14 protein-coding genes and 1 tRNA gene are annotated in these 18,673 nt (G+C 44.2%); 13 read left to right on the forward strand and 2 right to left on the reverse strand.

Features of this window, described 5'->3' with window-relative positions; all coding sequences use genetic code 11:
• The first annotated feature begins 352 nt into the window (after positions 1-352).
• Positions 353-1,549, forward strand: coding sequence for a pyridoxal phosphate-dependent aminotransferase (locus tag B4G81_RS04380; protein WP_294080502.1), 1,197 nt, complete (start codon positions 353-355; stop codon positions 1,547-1,549).
• Positions 1,550-1,643: 94 nt separating this feature from the next.
• Here the strand turns inward: B4G81_RS04380 and B4G81_RS04385 are convergent, their stop codons facing one another.
• Both B4G81_RS04385 and B4G81_RS04390 read right to left on the reverse strand, forming a co-directional pair.
• Positions 1,644-2,804 carry an FN3 domain-containing metallophosphoesterase family protein gene (locus B4G81_RS04385; RefSeq protein WP_294080504.1) on the reverse strand — a complete coding sequence of 387 codons (1,161 nt, stop codon included), beginning with the start codon at positions 2,802-2,804 and terminating at the stop codon, positions 1,644-1,646.
• 8 nt (positions 2,805-2,812) lie between these two features.
• A complete protein-coding gene (locus tag B4G81_RS04390) occupies positions 2,813-3,739 on the reverse strand; it encodes an endonuclease/exonuclease/phosphatase family protein (RefSeq protein WP_414703165.1) in 927 nt (308 codons plus the stop codon).
• Between the two features lie 148 nt (positions 3,740-3,887).
• Here B4G81_RS04390 and ileS point away from each other — a divergent pair, with 148 nt between their 5' ends.
• The 12 genes from ileS (at position 3,888) to B4G81_RS04450 (ending at position 18,672) form a co-directional block, all read left to right on the forward strand.
• Positions 3,888-7,298 (forward strand): isoleucine--tRNA ligase, encoded by a 3,411-nt coding sequence (gene ileS, locus B4G81_RS04395; protein ID WP_294080506.1) that lies wholly within the window; start codon positions 3,888-3,890, stop codon positions 7,296-7,298.
• Between the two features lie 48 nt (positions 7,299-7,346).
• A complete protein-coding gene (locus tag B4G81_RS04400) occupies positions 7,347-7,727 on the forward strand; it encodes a TraR/DksA family transcriptional regulator (protein ID WP_294080508.1) in 381 nt (126 codons plus the stop codon).
• The gene (locus tag B4G81_RS04405; protein ID WP_294080510.1) at positions 7,724-8,401 is read left to right on the forward strand and encodes a lipoprotein signal peptidase; all 678 of its coding nucleotides are present in this window, start codon (positions 7,724-7,726) and stop codon (positions 8,399-8,401) included. Before B4G81_RS04400 ends, B4G81_RS04405 begins: the two co-directional genes overlap by 4 nt.
• Positions 8,402-8,417: 16 nt before the next feature.
• Positions 8,418-9,350, forward strand: a complete 933-nt coding sequence (locus B4G81_RS04410; RefSeq protein WP_294080512.1) for a DUF4296 domain-containing protein — start codon at positions 8,418-8,420, stop codon at positions 9,348-9,350.
• Positions 9,351-9,475: 125 nt separating this feature from the next.
• Positions 9,476-12,196, forward strand: a complete 2,721-nt coding sequence (gene ppdK / locus B4G81_RS04415) for a pyruvate, phosphate dikinase (protein WP_294080514.1) — start codon at positions 9,476-9,478, stop codon at positions 12,194-12,196.
• Between the two features lie 224 nt (positions 12,197-12,420).
• Positions 12,421-13,785 (forward strand): peptidylprolyl isomerase, encoded by a 1,365-nt coding sequence (locus tag B4G81_RS04420; RefSeq protein ID WP_294080517.1) that lies wholly within the window; start codon positions 12,421-12,423, stop codon positions 13,783-13,785.
• A 16-nt stretch (positions 13,786-13,801) separates the two neighbouring features.
• Positions 13,802-15,445: an OstA-like protein gene (locus B4G81_RS04425; RefSeq protein ID WP_294080518.1), complete on the forward strand. Its 1,644-nt coding sequence runs from the start codon at positions 13,802-13,804 to the stop codon at positions 15,443-15,445.
• Positions 15,446-15,543: 98 nt separating this feature from the next.
• Positions 15,544-15,867 (forward strand): hypothetical protein, encoded by a 324-nt coding sequence (locus B4G81_RS04430; RefSeq protein WP_294080520.1) that lies wholly within the window; start codon positions 15,544-15,546, stop codon positions 15,865-15,867.
• Between the two features lie 17 nt (positions 15,868-15,884).
• On the forward strand, positions 15,885-17,717 hold the full coding sequence (gene mutL, locus B4G81_RS04435; protein WP_294080522.1) for a DNA mismatch repair endonuclease MutL: 1,833 nt from the start codon (positions 15,885-15,887) through the stop codon (positions 17,715-17,717).
• 29 nt (positions 17,718-17,746) lie between these two features.
• A complete protein-coding gene (locus B4G81_RS04440; RefSeq protein WP_294080524.1) occupies positions 17,747-17,920 on the forward strand; it encodes a hypothetical protein in 174 nt (57 codons plus the stop codon).
• Between the two features lie 41 nt (positions 17,921-17,961).
• Positions 17,962-18,426: a Rieske 2Fe-2S domain-containing protein gene (locus B4G81_RS04445; RefSeq protein WP_294080525.1), complete on the forward strand. Its 465-nt coding sequence runs from the start codon at positions 17,962-17,964 to the stop codon at positions 18,424-18,426.
• Positions 18,427-18,599: 173 nt separating this feature from the next.
• Positions 18,600-18,672 (forward strand) — tRNA-Gly (locus tag B4G81_RS04450).
• Position 18,673 lies beyond the last annotated feature (1 nt).

The following is an 18,673-nucleotide window of genomic DNA, read 5'->3' on the forward strand; positions in this document are numbered from 1 at the left end:
AAACGGTTGCCGATAAATCATAACTTTTAAATAGAAGAAAATTATGACTATCAAAAGCCTAACTAAAGAAGAAATTCTGTCTCAGATAAAGTATCTGGAGCAGAACATCTCAAACGGGTCTGCCGCATACCGTGTAAACAGGATGAACAGACTTAGAAATTTGAGGGCCGGCTTGCGTATGGCAAGCTGATGAAACGGACATTTGTCTGAAGCTGAGTAATCCAAAAGGGATTACGAAAGCTTTATTTTGAAAATTTATTCCAATTATTATATATCGCGGAGGTTGCTTTATGCAGCCTTTTTTTTGTATCTTTGCTCTCGTTATCTAACAAAATAATCATTATTACAATTTATGAAGGATTTATTATCAGCACGATTGGCCGCTTTATCGCCTTCTGAAACTTTTGCGATGGCGCAGAAGAGCAGTGAACTGAAAGCCCGGGGCATTGATGTAATTAACATGAGTGTGGGTGAACCCGATTTTACTACTCCCAAACATATAAAGGAGGCAGCTAAAAAAGCAATTGACGATAATTTTTCATTTTATTCACCGGTGGCCGGTTTCCCTGACCTGAAGAAGGCCATCTGCGAGAAATTGGAAGTTGAAAATGAACTGGAATATACTCCGGCACAGATCGTCGTCTCGGGAGGAGCAAAACAGTCGTTGTGTAATGTAATCCTTTCTATTGTAGATAAGGGTGAAGAGGTGATTATTCCTGCTCCCTACTGGGTAAGTTACCCGGAGATGGTAAAATTAGCGGAAGGAAAAACGGTATTTATTTATACCGGTATCGCACAGGATTTTAAAATTACTCCCCAGCAGCTGGAAGAGGCCATTACCCCGAAGACGAAAGCTTTGATTCTATGCTCACCCTCGAACCCGACAGGAAGTGTATATACTAAAGATGAATTGAAAGCATTCACGGCAGTATTGGAAAAATATCCCAACGTGTATGTGATTGCGGATGAGATATATGAACACATCAATTATGTCGGACAACATGAGTCGATAGCACAATTTGCCACCATCCGTGATCGTGTGGTAGTGGTAAACGGGGTCTCGAAAGGATATGCCATGACTGGATGGCGTATCGGATGGAGTGCCTCAGCCCAATGGATTGCCTCGGCTTGCAGCATGTTGCAGGGACAATATACCTCTGGACCGTCATCGATCTCGCAAAAAGCAGCCGTGGCAGCTTATACCGGGGATCAGTCCTGTGTAAGTGAAATGCGTACGGCTTTTGAACGGAGGAGGGACCTTATTGTGGATCTGCTGGGGCAAATTCCGGGATTGAAAGTGAATAACCCGATGGGTGCTTTTTATATTTTTCCCGAGTGCTCATATTATTTAGAACGGTCATATAATGGAAGAACGATACATACAGCCTCAGACCTGGCTATGTATCTCCTGGAAGAGGCCCATGTTGCCTGCGTAGGAGGTGACGCTTTTGGTGCTCCGGGATGTATTCGTTTGTCATATGCTACTTCCGATGGAAATATTACCGAAGCAATAGGGCGTATTAAAAAGGCGTTAGAGAAACTCCTTTGAACAGTTCTGTCTATTGATAAATAAGCCCCGACTTCTCATTGAGTCGGGGCTTTTTGCAATGTACCCTTTGCGGGATTTTCCCGCTTTAATTTTCTTATTTCTTGATAATATGTGAATGTAGAGTTTTTCCCTCCATGTCTTTCTGTTTTATTTCAATACGGGAATCCACTGCTATATCGAGATAAGTTTCATCGTCATTGATAAGCACGGGAAACCGAAGGTTTGGGGCTTCCCCTTTGTCGATGTATTGATACTCATGCGTATGTCCGCACAACATTATGTCGATATTGGCATTGTTCAGCAAAGGTATGAATTTCAGTGTGATATCCTGCGAACCATGCCATGTTGTGCCGGTCGGTGGAATGTGCATGATGACAATCCGGAAGGGGGCCGATTGAAATTCTGGTGTGGCAATGACTGTTTCAATCCACTCTTTTTGTTGATCCCTGTAGTTATCGAATTGTGCCAATTCGGAATATTCGATATCAGAGTCGGGTTTATCTTCACCACTGTCGATTACCAGGAAGAAAGCAGGCCCCTGTCGAAAAGTATAATAAAAATGTCCGTTGTTGCTGGGGAAATAGTCGTAGAGCCTGGTGTTTGCCCTCCCTCTGGTTTCATGGTTTCCCCGCGTATAATATATAGGGATTTCCTTGGCGAAAAGTTCTACAGCCGTATCCATAAAACCGGTGAATATTTCTTTTTCATCATTGAGGGTGGAAATCATATCCCCGTTAAAGATCACCAGATCGGTGTTTTTTTTAGTCACATCATGCAGCATTGCCCGTAAATTATCGTTTTTACCGTGTATGTCGTTGACCACACGGAAGGAAAATGTATTTTTATTCTTATCCAAAGTTGTGAAGGATAAAGGCTTATTCCTGAATACATTGGATGACGCAATCGTGCCGAATAATACCTGATGGCCTGCGTAGCCGGTTACTTCCTTTGAGAAAATCCTGTACCGGTACTCAGTTCCGGGAGAAAGACCTTTCACCGTTATACGGTGTAATTTACCTATTACACGATTGCCGTGGGAAGTATCGTAATACTTGGCCCTCTCGGAGGCATAGAAACTGTCATTCCCGGCAGGAGCCAGTTCGAGCCATGATACAGCATCGTTATTGGTTGTCCAGACGATAGTCGCTTCGTTCTCTCCCACCTGTTGAATATAAGGACCGTTTGTTATTTGCACACCTTGGGCGAAAAGAAAGAGAGGAAGGTAAAAGAAAGATAATAACCAAGTAGTTCTCATATTGTTTTTTATTTTTTGAATGAAAGGTTCACTTTTACCGGAAAGTGATCCGATGGTGTACGTGCGATATAATCCTTCAGGCTTACTTCTTTCGGAAAATCACCTTTTTTGATAATACTGTCACTCAATTGTATGCGATAGGTATCGGTGAGGATGCCATATTTTTCCACGTTAAAAGAGGGTGAAACAAATATATGGTCTATACGGCTGTCAGTCTTTAAATTGGGATCGAAAGCATTGAAAGTGCCATTGAGCGCGAAACGGAATTGTGCGGCTTCATAGGAGTCTTTTAATATACCCGATCCGGAGAGGATCTGATAGTTATTATTTGTCTGGTCTACATTGAAATCGCCGGTAAGTATAACAGGCTCTTCGCCACACATCTCCCTGATCTTGCGTAGTACGAGTTTTGAACTTTCATCACGGGCAACCACTCCTACGTGGTCCATATGGAGGTTGAAAAAATAGAAGCGCAGTTTGCTCTTTTTGTCTTTAAATTCTCCCCAGGTGCAGATACGCGGAAGTGCGGCATCCCATCCCTTATTGGGATAATCAGTGTTTTCAGACAACCAGAAATCCCCGGAACGTAGCAACTCAAAGCGGTCGGTCTTATAAAAAATAGGGGCATATTCTCCTTTTTTATCCCCGTCATCACGTCCCACTCCGATATAGCTGTATCCGGGCAGGTTGTCGAGCATATTGTGTAACATATGATCCAGCACCTCCTGGGCGCCGAAGATTTCGATATCATTATAAAGGATAATCTGCGTAATGACAGGATACCTGTTCCTCCAGTCATTTCCTCTTTCAACATCCCCCTTATTGTCGTTGCGCACATTGTATGAAGCTACGGTCATTTCATTTAAAGAAGAGCACCCAAATGACATAATCAATAATATCGCAAAAACCCATCGACCTAAAATTCTTTTACTCATTTTGATTCTATTTTAATTTTCAGTTAAATGTGACAAGGTGATTATCATTTTACAAAATTATCATTTTGAACGCTAAAACGCAAATACGATTGTAATATTATTACTACCTTTGCACCTTAATTTTTGTGTGGTATAAATTTCAGTGACAATGAATAAGAAATTTCCGGAATATAACCATTTAGACCTCTCGAAGATAAATAAAGAGATGTTGAAAGCCTGGGATGAGAAAGAGGTTTTCAGGAAAAGTCTGGAAACGCGGCAGGGACATATGCCGTTCGTGTTTTACGAAGGGCCTCCCTCGGCTAACGGGATGCCGGGTATCCATCATGTGATTGCACGTTCCATTAAAGATATTTTCTGTCGGTATAAAACAATGAAAGGCTTTCTGGTAAACCGGAAGGCCGGATGGGATACACATGGCCTTCCAGTGGAACTGGGCGTGGAAAAATCGCTTGGCATTACCAAAGAAGATATCGGAAAAAAAATATCGGTTGAAGAATATAATGCGGCATGCCGCACTGAAGTGATGAAATATACCCGGGAGTGGGAAGATCTCACCCGGAAAATGGGCTATTGGGTTGATATGAGCGATCCCTATATCACCTATGATAATCATTATATCGAAAGTCTCTGGTATTTACTGAAGGAATTATATAATAAAGGATATCTCTATAAGGGATATACCATACAGCCCTACTCGCCTGCCGCCGGTACCGGTCTCAGTACACACGAACTGAACCAGCCGGGTTGCTACCGCGATGTGAAGGATACGACCTGTACGGCCCAATTCTTGATAAAGAACCCTTTGCCGGAATGGACAGAGTTTGGGGAACCTTTCTTTCTGGCATGGACCACTACGCCGTGGACACTGCCTTCCAACGTGTTATTGGCAGTAGGCCCCAGAATCGACTATGTGGCGGTCCAGACCTATAATCCATATAGCGGCAGTCCGATGACAGCCATATTGGCCAAAAGCTTGCTGAATACTTATTTCCCTGCGAAAAATAGTGAACTTCCGCTCGAGGACTATAGGCCGGGCGATAAGAATATTCCTTTCCGAGTGCTCGATAAAGAGTGGAAAGGCACTGATTTGGTCGGTATAGCATACGAACAACTCATCCCCTGGGTGAAGGTGTCGGAGAACGGCTTGAAAGTGGTGACAGGTGATTTTGTAACCACCGAGGACGGTACCGGTATCGTGCACGTCGCGCCTACGTTTGGTGCAGATGACGCAAAAGTGGGGAAAGAGTATGATGTGCCCGGTCTGACCCTGACCGATAAAGAGGGAAATATCCGCCCCATGGTAGATCTTACGGGGAAATATTTCCGCATTGAAGACCTTGATCCCGGTTTTGTGGTACAAAATGTAGACAGGGAACTTTATGGTGAATATGCCGGCAGATATGTAAAGAATGCTTATGATGATTCACTGACTGATGAGGATGCCACGCTTGATGTGGATCTTTCGGTGATGCTGAAACAGCAAAACCGGGCATTCCGTATAGAGAAACAGGTACACAACTATCCGCACTGCTGGAGGACTGATAAGCCGGTATTATACTATCCGCTGGATAGCTGGTTTGTGCGTACAACGGCCTGTCGCGACAAGATGATAGAGCTCAACAACACTATCAATTGGAAGCCTCAGTCTACCGGTACCGGGCGTTTCGGCAAATGGCTCGAAAACCTGCAGGATTGGAACCTGAGCCGTAGCCGTTATTGGGGTACACCTCTCCCGGTATGGCGTACCGAAGACGGTAAGGAAGAAAAATGTATCGGTTCGCTAAAAGAACTCTTTGAGGAGATACGCAAGGCAATGGAGGCAGGGGTGATGAAAGAATTGCCTTGGAAGGGCCTGGACTTAAACGACGACCCGGACTATGACAAGATAGACCTGCACCGTCCTTATGTGGATGATATAATACTGGTTTCCGGGAGCGGCAAACCCATGCGCCGTGAGACGGATTTGATAGATGTATGGTTCGACAGTGGAGCCATGCCTTTTGCGCAGGTATTTTATCCTCATATCCCGGAAGATGAGTTCCGGAAAGTTTTTCCTGCCGACTTTATCGCGGAGGGGGTGGACCAGACCCGCGGGTGGTTCTACACTTTGCATGCCATTGCAGCGATGGTAAAGGGGAGTGTGGCCTTTAAAAATGTGGTATCCAATGGGTTAGTGCTTGATAAGAACGGTAATAAGATGTCGAAACGGTTGGGCAATGCAGTAGATCCTTTTGAAACCATAGAAAAATATGGCTCCGATCCGTTGCGGTGGTATATGATCACAAATGCCGCTCCATGGGAGAACCTGAAATTCGATATGGAAGGGATAGAAGAGGCACGCCGTAAATTTTTCGGCACGCTTTATAACACCTATTCGTTCTTCGTGTTATATGCCAATGTGGACGACTTTCATGACCAATACCGGCAAATTGCTTTCGACAAACGGCCTGAGATCGACCGCTGGATATTGTCGATGCTTCATTCGTTAATCAAAGAAGTCGATCAAAGCTATGACACCTATGAACCCACCCGGGCCGGACGTGCTATCGCTGATTTCGTCAATGATCATCTCAGCAACTGGTACGTACGTCTTAACCGCAAGCGTTTCTGGGGAGGGGAAATGACCGATGACAAGTTGTCGGCCTACCAGACATTGTATCAATGCCTGGTGGCTGTATCAAAACTGATGGCGCCCATCGCTCCCTTTTATGCCGACAGACTTTATCTCGATCTGACATCGGCAACCGGCAGCGAACACTTTGAATCGGTGCATCTGTCCGATTTTCCGCTGTGGAAGGAGTCTCTCATCGATAAACAGCTTGAAGAGCAGATGTACCTTGCCCAGACAACATCGTCTATCGTATTGTCACTCAGGAGGAAGGTGAATATTAAAGTGCGGCAGCCTCTCTCCCGGATTATGATTCCCGTAGTGGATGAAGAGCAGAGGAAAAATATGAAGGCGGTGGAATCGCTGATCCTTAACGAGGTGAATGTGAAAGAATTGCAGTTCGTTGACACTGCCAGTGAGATATTGGTGAAACGAGTGAAACCCGATTTCAAGAAACTGGGTCCCCGTTACGGGAAAATAATGAAACAGCTGGCTCCCAGGATACAGGAGATGACGTCGGAGGAGATACAGGAGCTGGAAAAGAATGCGGAACTTAGTATAACTGTCGGGGGACAAGAGGCAGTGGTGACTCTCGACGATGTGGAAATCATCTCTGAAGATATACCGGGATGGTTGGTAGCCAATGAAGGACGGTTGACGGTGGCACTGGATGTCACCCTTACTGAAGAGTTGAAAGAAGAAGGGATCGCCCGTGAATTGGTGAACAGGATACAGAACCTGCGGAAAGCAAAAGATTTTGAAATTACCGATCGTATTATTGTGAAGCTTTCGTCTGATTCTGCTTTTGATGAGGCGATCACCCGTAATGCCGGTTATATCAAAAATCAGGTATTGGCAGATGAAATCATTATTGTGCCTGAAAGGCTTGAAAATGAAATTGATATCGATGATATACCGCTTACTGTCAGCGTAATAAGGAACAGTTGAGAATTACATGAAATATGTTTATCTTTGTACAATAAACAACGAACTATTATGAGCGAGAAAACAAGATATTCGGACGAGGAATTAGAAGAATTCCGTGCTATCATCAATGAAAAGTTGCAGGTAGCCAAGCAGGAGTATGAAAATTATCGTGCTGCAGTAACTAATGCGGATGGAAACGATACGGTGGATACCTCCCCCACTTATAAGGTGCTGGAAGAAGGTGCTTCAACACTCTCAAAAGAGGAGGCCGGACGATTGGCTCAGCGCCAGATGAAATTTATCCAAAATCTGCAGGCTGCCTTGGTACGTATTGAAAACGGAACCTATGGTATATGCCGTGAGACCGGTAAATTGATCCCCAAAGAACGTCTTCGTGCAGTCCCTCATGCTACATTGAGTATCGAGGCCAAATCGCAAAAGAAGAAATGAGGAGTAGCACACGGAATAGATGGGTCGCCATTGCTGTTGTTTTGGCGGTACTCCTTATTGATCAACTTTCCAAGATATGGGTCAAAACCCATATGGGATTATATGATATCATTAATGTTTTCAGTTGGTTCAAGATCTATTTTGTAGAAAATAACGGTATGGCTTTTGGTATTGAAGCGGGAGGAAAATTGTTTCTCTCGCTTTTCCGTATCATTGCTGTTGTTTTTATCGTGATATATCTGGGGCGGTTGATCAGGCAGAATTACCGTGCAGGATTCATTGCCTGTGTGGCATTGATTCTGGCCGGTGCGTCCGGAAATATAATAGATAGTATTTTCTACGGCGTTATTTTTGAGGCAAGTTATCCGGGACATGTGGCGTCGTTGGTCCCTTGGGGTGAAGGGTATGCTTCATTGCTTCACGGAAGGGTGGTGGATATGCTCTACTTCCCATTGATCAGCGGTACTTACCCCGATTGGATACCGTTTGTGGGAGGAAAAGAGTTTCTTTTCTTCCGGTTTATCTTTAATATTGCCGATTCGGCGATTACCGTTGGGGTCATCCTGATATTACTTTTTTACAGGAAGACATTATCCTTTTCATTGCTCTCCAAAAGTGAGCGTGAAAGGTTGGAAAAAGAAAAACTAGATCAGAAAATTGGTGGTGAAGAATAAAAAAAGCGTTTTATATTTGTTTTTATTCATCCTGATAGGCGGTCTGGCCTACTCTTGTCAGAACCGGCCGAAAGAGGTGTTGAACAGAAAACAGATGGAGCGGTTGATGTACGATATATATATCGCTGAAGCCACCATGGAAAACGACTATCAAAATTTTGACACTCCCGAGAAAAAAGAAGCATATATCAACAGGGTATTCAAAGCGCATAAAATTACGCCGGCACAATGGGACAGTTCTTTATCGTGGTATTCCGATAAAATTGATATCTATCTGAAAATGAATGATTCTGTAAAATCCCGGCTGCAGCGCTCGCGACAAGAAGTTGACCTGCTGATAGCCCAGCAAAGCCGGTCGTTCCAGGATCCCTCACTGTTGCCGCTCTCCTACCTGCCGCCGATGTATGACTATTCGAGACCCGGTATAAGAAAAGGATTCAGATTCCGATTAGATTCCACCGAAATCTCCTCCAAGATCACAGGCGATGATTTCATGTTCTCATTCAAAGTGATAGGGATCCCTTCCCGGTTTGACGCTCCTTTTATATCGGTACTCGAGTTGACCTATTCCGATACTACTATTTATAGGCTTAAAGGAATAACTGAAAATAAAACATACGAATTTTCCGCATCGAAATATATTCCAGGCGATACCATTACCGGTATAAGCGGTTTTATTCATCTGCAAGATTTGGGAAAAGTACCTCCTATCCAGTTGTACAATATATATTTAGGAGATATTCCCTCCACTTCTTCAGCATCGGATAGTTTGGAAATAGATTCCAGAGAAAAAACCTTGAGGGCCGATTCTATAACCTTCCCGGAGCCGGATTCCGTAAAAAGAGCGGAACCGGATTCTATAGGAAAAGTGAAGTTGGATTCCATAGAAAGAGTGGAATCGGATTCCGTAAAGAGAATAGAGTCGAAGACCATAAAAGGAATGGAATAAAATACTTTATAGAGAAAAGTAATATGTCATAATGACTTATATTTTAGATAAATTCTTATATTTGCTGGATAAAACAAAGATAATAATATAATTTAACATTTAACGTGTCATTATTTTAACATCAAATGGAAAAAAAGAGAGTTTATACCTTTGGAAACGGAGAGGCCGAAGGGCGGGCGGATATGAAAAACCTGCTCGGAGGAAAAGGAGCAAACCTTGCTGAAATGAATTTGATTGGTGTCCCCGTTCCTCCGGGATTTACCATTACCACAGAGGTCTGTACGGAATATAATGAATTGGGTAGAGATTATGTGGTAGGTCTCCTTAAAGGAGAAGTTGAGCAAGCTGTAGCCCAAATTGAGAAGCTGACAGGTACAAAATTCGGAGATAAGGAAAATCCTTGTCTGGTATCTGTTCGTTCCGGTTCGCGTGTATCCATGCCGGGAATGATGGATACCGTATTGAACCTCGGTCTGAATGACGATGCCGTGGAAGGAATTGCCCGGAAATCGGGTAATGAACGTTTTGCATGGGATTCCTATCGCCGTTTTGTACAGATGTACGGAGATGTAGTATTGGGTATGAAACCCCAGAGCAAGGAGGATATCGATCCTTTTGAGGAAATCATGGAAGAGGTGAAGGAATCGAAAGGAATAGAACTGGATACCGATCTCACCACGGACGACCTGAAAGAACTTGTCAGGAAGTTTAAAGCAGCCGTAAAAGAAAATACGGGTAATGATTTCCCTGTGAATCCGTGGGATCAGTTGTGGGGAGCCGTATGTGCCGTGTTCGACAGTTGGATGAATGAACGCGCAATACTTTACCGTAAGATGAACAATATCCCCGAAGAGTGGGGTACGGCCGTCAACGTCCAGGCGATGGTATATGGCAATATGGGTAAGACGTCTGCTACAGGCGTTGCTTTTACCCGTGATGCTGCCACCGGGGAGGATATCTTCAACGGTGAGTACCTGGTCGATGCACAGGGTGAGGACGTGGTGGCAGGAGTACGCACTCCGCAGCAAATCACTATTGAGGGATCCCGCCGCTGGGCTAAATTGCAAGGTATCTCCGAAGAGGAGCGTGCGGCAAAATATCCTTCACTCGAGGAGGCACTCCCCGAATGTGCAAAAGCACTGATCGAAGTGCAACAAAAACTGGAAGATTATTTCAAGGATATGCAAGACCTAGAATTCACCATACAGGACGGTAAACTCTGGTTATTGCAGACCCGTAGCGGGAAACGTACCGGTGCGGCGATGGTCAAGATTGCCATTGATATGCTTCATCAGGAGTATATTGACGAAAAAACGGCGCTGATACGGTGTGATGCCGAGAAGTTGGACGAGTTGCTCCACCCTGTTTTCAACAAGAAATCGCTTGCCCAGGCCAAGCCTTTGACCAATGGTCTGCCGGCTTCACCGGGAGCGGCTGCCGGTCAGATCGTGTTCCATGCCGATGAGGCCGAGGAGTGGAGTAAACAGGGTAAGAAAGTAATCCTTTGCCGTATTGAAACATCACCCGAAGATTTACGCGGCATGGCTACTGCACAAGGTATCCTTACTGCACGTGGAGGGATGACTTCCCATGCAGCTGTAGTGGCAAGGGGAATGGGTAAATGTTGTGTTTCAGCTGCCAATAATGTGGTAATCAGTTATAAAGAGCGTGCCATGACTATTAACGGTAAGGAGCTGAAAGAGGGCGATTGGATTTCTTTGGATGGCTCTACCGGTCTTGTTTATGAAGGCAGAATAGAAACCCAGGATGCTGAATTGGATGCCGATTTCAATGAATTGATGGAAATCGCTGACAAATATGCGCGGATGGATGTGAGAACCAATGCCGACACACCGCATGATGCCACAGTGGCCCGGAACTTCGGTGCAAGAGGCATTGGGTTGTGTCGTACCGAACATATGTTCTTCGAAGAAAATAAGATTATTCCCATGCGCGAGATGATTCTCGCCAAAGATGAAGAAGGACGCCGAAAAGCATTGGAAAAACTGCTTCCCTTACAGAAAAAAGACTTTTCTGGAATTTTCAGGGCGATGGATGGATTGCCCGTTACCGTACGACTGCTCGACCCTCCATTGCATGAGTTTGTTCCCCATGATGAAAAGGGACAGATGGAAATGGCCAGAGTAATGGGCATCTCCTACAAGGATATTCACGAAAGGGTAGAAGGCCTGCTTGAATCAAATCCAATGCTTGGTTTGCGTGGTTGCCGACTGGGAAACCTTTATCCGGAAATTACCGAGATGCAGGCGCGTGCTATTATGGAGGTAGCCATCGAATTGAAAAAAGAGGGTATCACTGCTTGTCCTGAAATCATGGTACCTCTTACCGGCATTGTTCATGAGTTCAAAGCACAGAAAGATATCATTGAGAATACTATCCAAAAAGTATTTGCAGAAAAGAGCGACTCTGTGGAATATAAGATTGGGACAATGATAGAAATTCCCCGTGCCGCACTTACGGCCCACAAGATAGCGAAAGAAGCCGATTTCTTCTCTTTCGGGACCAATGACCTTACGCAGATGACATTTGGTTATAGCCGTGATGATGTAGCTAAATTCCTGCCTATGTATATCGACAAGGGAATCCTGAAGCATGATCCGTTTGCCGTACTCGACCAGAATGGTGTAGGACAGCTTGTAAGTATGGCTGTACAGAAAGGACGTGAAGTCAGGCCTACCCTCAAATGTGGAATTTGCGGTGAACATGGGGGCGAACCTTCATCGGTGAAGTTCTGCCATACCGTAGGGCTCAACTATGTATCCTGCTCGCCGTTCCGTGTACCTATCGCACGCCTGGCGGCGGCACAGGCAGCTATTGAAGGATAAACGGTCAGTTGTATGTTTTGCAGAGACGCTCATCGGGCGTCTCTGCTTGTTCTCTGGTGTCAATCGTTTATAACTACTTTTAACCATGGAACTATTTTGCTGCTAAGTGGATTATCATTACTTTTACAAGTCAGAATTGGAATATAGGATTGAAATCCGTATAAATCAATTGGCAAATTGTCCATTGGCACATTAGCATATTGGCATATTAGCACATTAATCATATGAATTACTCAGTGAAGATATTATTTTTTCTTATAGTGCTGTCGCTTACTCCCTGTTTGACAGCTCAGAACAATGTGATTGACGAGATCGTATGGGTAGTAGGAGATGAAGCCATTCTTAAGTCGGAGGTGGAGGAGTATCGTAAGGAGGTACTGATGCAGAATCAGCGTATTGAAGGAGATCCCTATTGTTTTATTCCCGAGCAACTGGCTATCAGAAAACTATTTCTTGACCAGGCGAAACTAGATAGTATCACTGTGCAGGAGTCGCAAGTGAGTCGCACCCTTGAATATCTGGTCAACGAGTATATAGCTTCAGTGGGTTCTGTAGAAAGATTGGAGGAGTATTATGGCAAAAACCTGGCAACTATCAGGGAGGATATGAGGGACCAGATTCGTGAGCAGCAACTTGTGGAAGGAGTGCAACAAAAACATTTTGGGCACGTACAGTTGACGCCATCTGAAATCCGTAAATATTATAACTCCCTTCCACAGGACAGCCTGCCTTTTATTCCTACTACATTGGAAGTACAGATTGTTACAGTGGAGCCTGAAATTCCTTTGTCTGAGATTGATAGAGTAAAAGCGAGATTACGTGAATATACGGAGCAGATAACCAGTGGCAAAAGTACCATGTCGACCTTGGCCTTGCTTCATTCTGAAGACCCGGGATCAGCTATGAGAGGAGGAGAACTGGGTTTCAATAACCGTTCGGGGTTCGTCCCGGAATTTGCCAATACTGCTTTTGCTTTAAGTGATCCCGCTAAAGTATCGAATGTGGTGGAGTCTGAATATGGATTTCATATTATTCAGTTAATTGAGCGGCGGGGCGACATGGGAAATTTCCGTCATATATTATTAAAACCCAAGGCACCGCAGGAGTCGCTTGACACGGCATTGGTACGTCTTGATTCCATCAGGACCGGCATTATGGATAAGAAAATTACATTTGAGGATGCGGCTACCTACCTTTCCGCCGATAAAGATACCCGGAACAACAAGGGTATCATGGTGAATAATAACAGGGGGCATAACAGTGGCACACCCCGTTTCGCATTGAACGAACTCAACCAGGATATAGCTAAAATAGCAGGTGAGATGGAGAAAGGAGAGGTATCCCAGCCGTTTATTATGATGAATGACAAAGGGCGCCAGGTAGCGGCTATCATCAAAATCACGGAGAGGAATGAAGGTCATAAAGCCAATATCAATAACGATTATCAGATCGTCAAACAGATGGCGGAGAGTGACAGGCAGCAAACGCTTGTGGATGAATGGCTCCAGGAGAAGATAAGGAAAACTTATGTTCGGATAGATCCGCAATGGCAGGGATGCGAGTATAAATATAAAGATTGGCTGAAATAATTGTTTTTTTACTGCGATGAAACGACTCCGTTCGCAATCTTTCGGAAGAAGTATATTCCTTTCCGGGTTGTTTTTATTTTTTATAGCTTCGGCCTATAGCCAGCAGCCTGTACCGCTAAAATCCGGTACAGAAAAAGCGCCGGAAATCGTAGAGATGAGGCAGGCCGATCTTTGGAGTAAAAGGAGTGGTTTTAGTGCGGAGATACTTACGGGAAATGTGATTTTCTTTCACGAGGGAGCATTTATGTATTGCGACAGTGCTTACCTTTATCAGCAGGAGAATTTTTTTGAGGCGTTCAGCAATGTGAGGATGGAGCAGGGTGACACTATCTTTGTATATGGCGACTACTTGCACTATGATGGAAATACCCGTCTTGCCCGTCTCCGGGAAAATATACGGATGGAAGACCGTACGACGACGCTCTTTACAGACAGCCTCGATTATGATCGAGCCACCAATCTCGGGTATTATTTCGACGGTGGTATGCTGGTGGATGAAAGAAACGAACTGACCTCCTTCTGGGGACAGTATAGTCCCGATACCAACGAAGCGCTGTTCAGCGATAGTGTGAAACTGGTCAATGAGGATTATACCATTTATGCCGATACCCTCAAATATAATACAGAATCAAAATTTGTGGACATCCTGGGGCCTTCCCGTATTGTGTCGGACAGTGGGTACGTCCATACGAGCAAGGGGTGGTATAATACTGTCACAGATGACTCCAAATTGCTGGACCGTTCAGAGGTTTACAGTAACGACGGCATGAAGGTGCTTATTGGCGATACCATCCTCTATAACCGTCAGACCGGTATAGGAGAGGTTTTTGGTGATATGTTCCTTGAAGACAAGGCGCAAAAGGCCATTCTTCGGGGAAATTATGGCTATTATGAGGAAAAGACGGAGTATGGGATGGCTACCGATATGGCATATGCAATCGATTACTCCCAAGGTGACAGTCTCTTTGTGCATGGAGATACCCTTATTATGAAGACCGATTCAATACACCGGGATATCAAAGCTTTCTATAATGTGCGTTTTTATCGGTCTGACATTCAGGGGGTATGTGACTCGTTGCATTATGCTTCAGCGGATTCTATTCTATATATGATTGGAAAGCCTGACATGATTGCTACACCTATAATATGGAATGAAAACAATCAGGTTTTGGGTAACCGGATTGATATCTTCCTGAACGATTCCACCATAGAAAAAGCCATCGTGAGAGATTATGCATTGGCTATTCAGGATAGAAGAGTCGAAGAGCAATATAATCAGTTGAGTGGTAGGGATATGACTGCCTTCTTCCGCGATGGTGCCGTTCATCAGGTGCTGGTAGAAGGAGATGCTACATCGTTATATTATATTGAACAGGAAGACAGTACCATCATCGGGTTAAATAAGATGGAAAGCGCTTATTTGTCGATGGATATTGAAGATGAAAAAATAAAAAAAATGAAAACATGGTCGGCTACCACGGCCGTTACTACCCCTTTGCCGTTATTGAAACAGGAAGAGAGCCGCCTCAAGGGATTTGTCTGGCTCGATTATTTACGTCCTACAGGTCCCGGCGATATATTCCGGAGAAATGAGAAACGTAGCTCCGATGCCATTGCACCCTCTTCGGGACGCTTCCGTAGAGAAGATATCACGCTCTAACCGGTCATAATATAAAATGAGCCTCGGAAAAAATGCAAACAAGTTTGGCTTTTCCTTCGGCTTTCACTATATTTGTATAAACCAAACAGCAGTTTATTATGGGTGTTTTCTTTTTTTATCATAACCGGAAGCCGCGTAAATTCAATTATACTCCTATCCTCTATAATCCCGAAGAGGAGGAACGGCAGAAGAACTTGCAGGACCGGATTCTGAGAGTCAAAAGGGAGATGAGGGTACTGCCGGAGGAAAAACCAATAGAAAGAAAAGATTTTAAAACCGAATTCATTTCCCAGACTCATCATCTTAAAAAAAGGAAGGATAGGCAAAGTTCGGGGAAAAGTACTTTCTTTACGAATAACGGATTACTCATCATTATATTGGTGATTCTCTTTGTACTTTTTGTTTTCTGGTTATTACGTTAGAAAGTAGAAGTATTACTATGCCAGATATTATCCATCTCCTTCCTGATTCTATTGCAAATCAAATTGCAGCGGGTGAGGTAATACAGCGCCCTGCATCGGTAGTAAAGGAATTGATTGAGAACTCGCTTGATGCCGGCGCTACCCATATTACCCTTAGCGTAAAAGATGCCGGACGTACCTTTATCCAGGTGATTGATGACGGGAAAGGAATGTCAGCTACCGATCTGCGGATGGCCTTTGAGCGTCATGCCACTTCCAAGATTAAAAATGCTGACGACCTATTTTCACTCACCACAATGGGGTTCCGTGGTGAAGCCCTCCCTTCTATTGCCGCAATCTCCCATATCGAGGTGAAGAGCCGACGTGAAGAAGATGAATTGGGATCGTTACTGGTCATCTCCGGTTCGACGGTAGAAAAACAAGAAATGATTGCTGCTGGTACCGGAACTTCTATTACTGTAAAGAATATTTTTTTCAATGTGCCGGCCAGAAGAAAATTCCTGAAATCAAACGAAACGGAACGACGCAATATTTTTACGGAGTTTGAGCGGATTGTATTGGTGAATCCGGAAGTGGAATTTACCCTTATCGAGAATGGTATTGAAACGCTTCATCTGCCAAAAACGGGATTGAGGCAGCGTATTGTTCAGATAGAAGGAAAAAATACCAATCAGCAACTGATTGAAATCAATGAAGAAACCACTCTCGGGAAAATACATGGCTATGTGACCCGTCCTGAATTTGCCAGGAAAGGGAAGGTGAACCAGTTCTTTTTTGTAAATAACAGGTATATCCGGCATCCCTATTTTCATAGGGCTGTCGCCATGGCATTTGAACCACTTATCGGTGCCAGTGAGAAGCCGGGTTATTACATCTATTTTGAGGTTAATCCCGATACGATTGATGTAAATATACATCCTACCAAGACTGAGGTGAAGTTCGAAAATGAACAGGCCCTCTGGCAGATACTCATGGTAACCGTAAAAGAGTCTCTAGGGAAATTCAATGCGATTCCGACTATCGACTTCGACCGTGACGATGCCCCCGAAATACCTATCTATAATCCCTCACATTCTCCTTCAATGCCGAAGGTGAATATAGACCCTGCTTATAACCCTTTTCACAATCACCGCTCCGAAACTTCAAAGCAATCAGTGCCCGCTTTTGGCTGGGAACAACTTTACAAAGGGTTTGAGAAGGAAAAAGAACTGCACTTAGAGGGGGAGAGCGATAATGTCACATTGTTCAGACCGGCGGGAAGCGACCGGAACCTACCCGAAACAGAACTTTTTCCGGAACACTATCAGTATAAACAGAAGTACATACTCACTTCGGTAAAATCGGGCCTGATGATTATCGATCAGCACAGGGCACATGTGCGTATTCTGTTTGATAAGTATCTTGAACAGATTAAGAGTAAAAAAGGTGTCTCGCAACGGGTATTGTTCCCTGAAATATTAGATCTGTCCGCTTCCGAGGCAGCTGCCTTGCCATCCATTATGGACGATCTAGAGGCGCTTGGCTTTGAATTGAGCGACCTGGGGAATAACAGCTTTGCTGTTCAGGCTGTCCCTTCGGAAATTGAGAATGCTGATTCCGCAATGTTAATCCGTTCGATGATCGGTAAAAGTATGGAAACGGGGAGTGATGTAAAATCGGAGATCCGGGAATCGATCGCACTCTCACTTGCGCTCATGACGGCTATTCCTTATGGAAATACGTTGACATCGGAGGAGATGCTGCTTATTGTCAGTCAATTATTCGCTTCTCCTTTACCTACTTACACACCTGACGGACAGACGGTGGTCAGTGTGATTACCGACGCAGAACTTGAAAAAAAAATGCAGTGATTATTTTCAAATATAAAAAAACAGGCATTATGGGGTATTCTTATTGTGGAAACAGCGGCATACAACTTACTGAGATATCACTGGGACTCTGTTACAACTTCGGATTTGCCGATGATTATGAGACAGCCTGTGAAATGATTATTCGTGCCTTTGAACAGGAAATTCCCATTTGGAAAACATATCTTTCCCACGACAGGAATTAGAGCAAGTAGATAGTATCCTCGATGGAGTTACGCTGTGATGTATGGAACGAATTAGCATTTTCTTTTTGATTATTTTTCTGGGTGTTTCCTGTGGGAGTGAAGTCCCCCGCCAGACTATTCCGTATGGCCCGGTGAATTTCAGGGTTGAACTGATGAGCTATGATTCCGAATTAAAAAATCCGGACTGCTATAAAATCTTTACAGAGGAGCATCGTCGTCTCAATAGTGATCGTTTTGGTTATGCCGGCGTGCTGGTTATTACCGACGCGAGAGGTAATTTGTATGCTTTTGACCTTTGCTGCCCCCATGAAGATAGTCGGCAGGCGGTAGTATCCCCTGATTACGACGGGAATGGCTATGCCGGTAAGGTCAGATGTAATTCATGTGGTTCAGTTTATGTAACAATGTTTGGTATTGGCAATGTGGAGTCGGGACCCTCTTCAGAACCTTTGCAAAGATATACTGTTATTCAGTTGCAGGACGGCAGTTATAGGGTAATCAATTAGGAAATTGAAAAAGCGTATGCAAAAATTCTCCTTATTCCTTTGAAATACGGAGAAACATATTTACATTTGCAGTCGCAAAAAATATAAGCATAACCTTGCCCCAAAAGGAAGAGGAAACTAACCTTGGCAAGGAAACCCCAGAAAAGAGATTCAGGGAACTATTAAATACTATTGCGGAAGTAGCTCAGTTGGTAGAGCATAACCTTGCCAAGGTTAGGGTCGCGGGTTCGAGTCCCGTCTTCCGCTC

This window comes from Proteiniphilum sp. UBA5384 (genome assembly GCF_002410825.1).
In the GTDB taxonomy this organism is placed as follows: Bacteria; Bacteroidota; Bacteroidia; order Bacteroidales; family Dysgonomonadaceae; genus Proteiniphilum.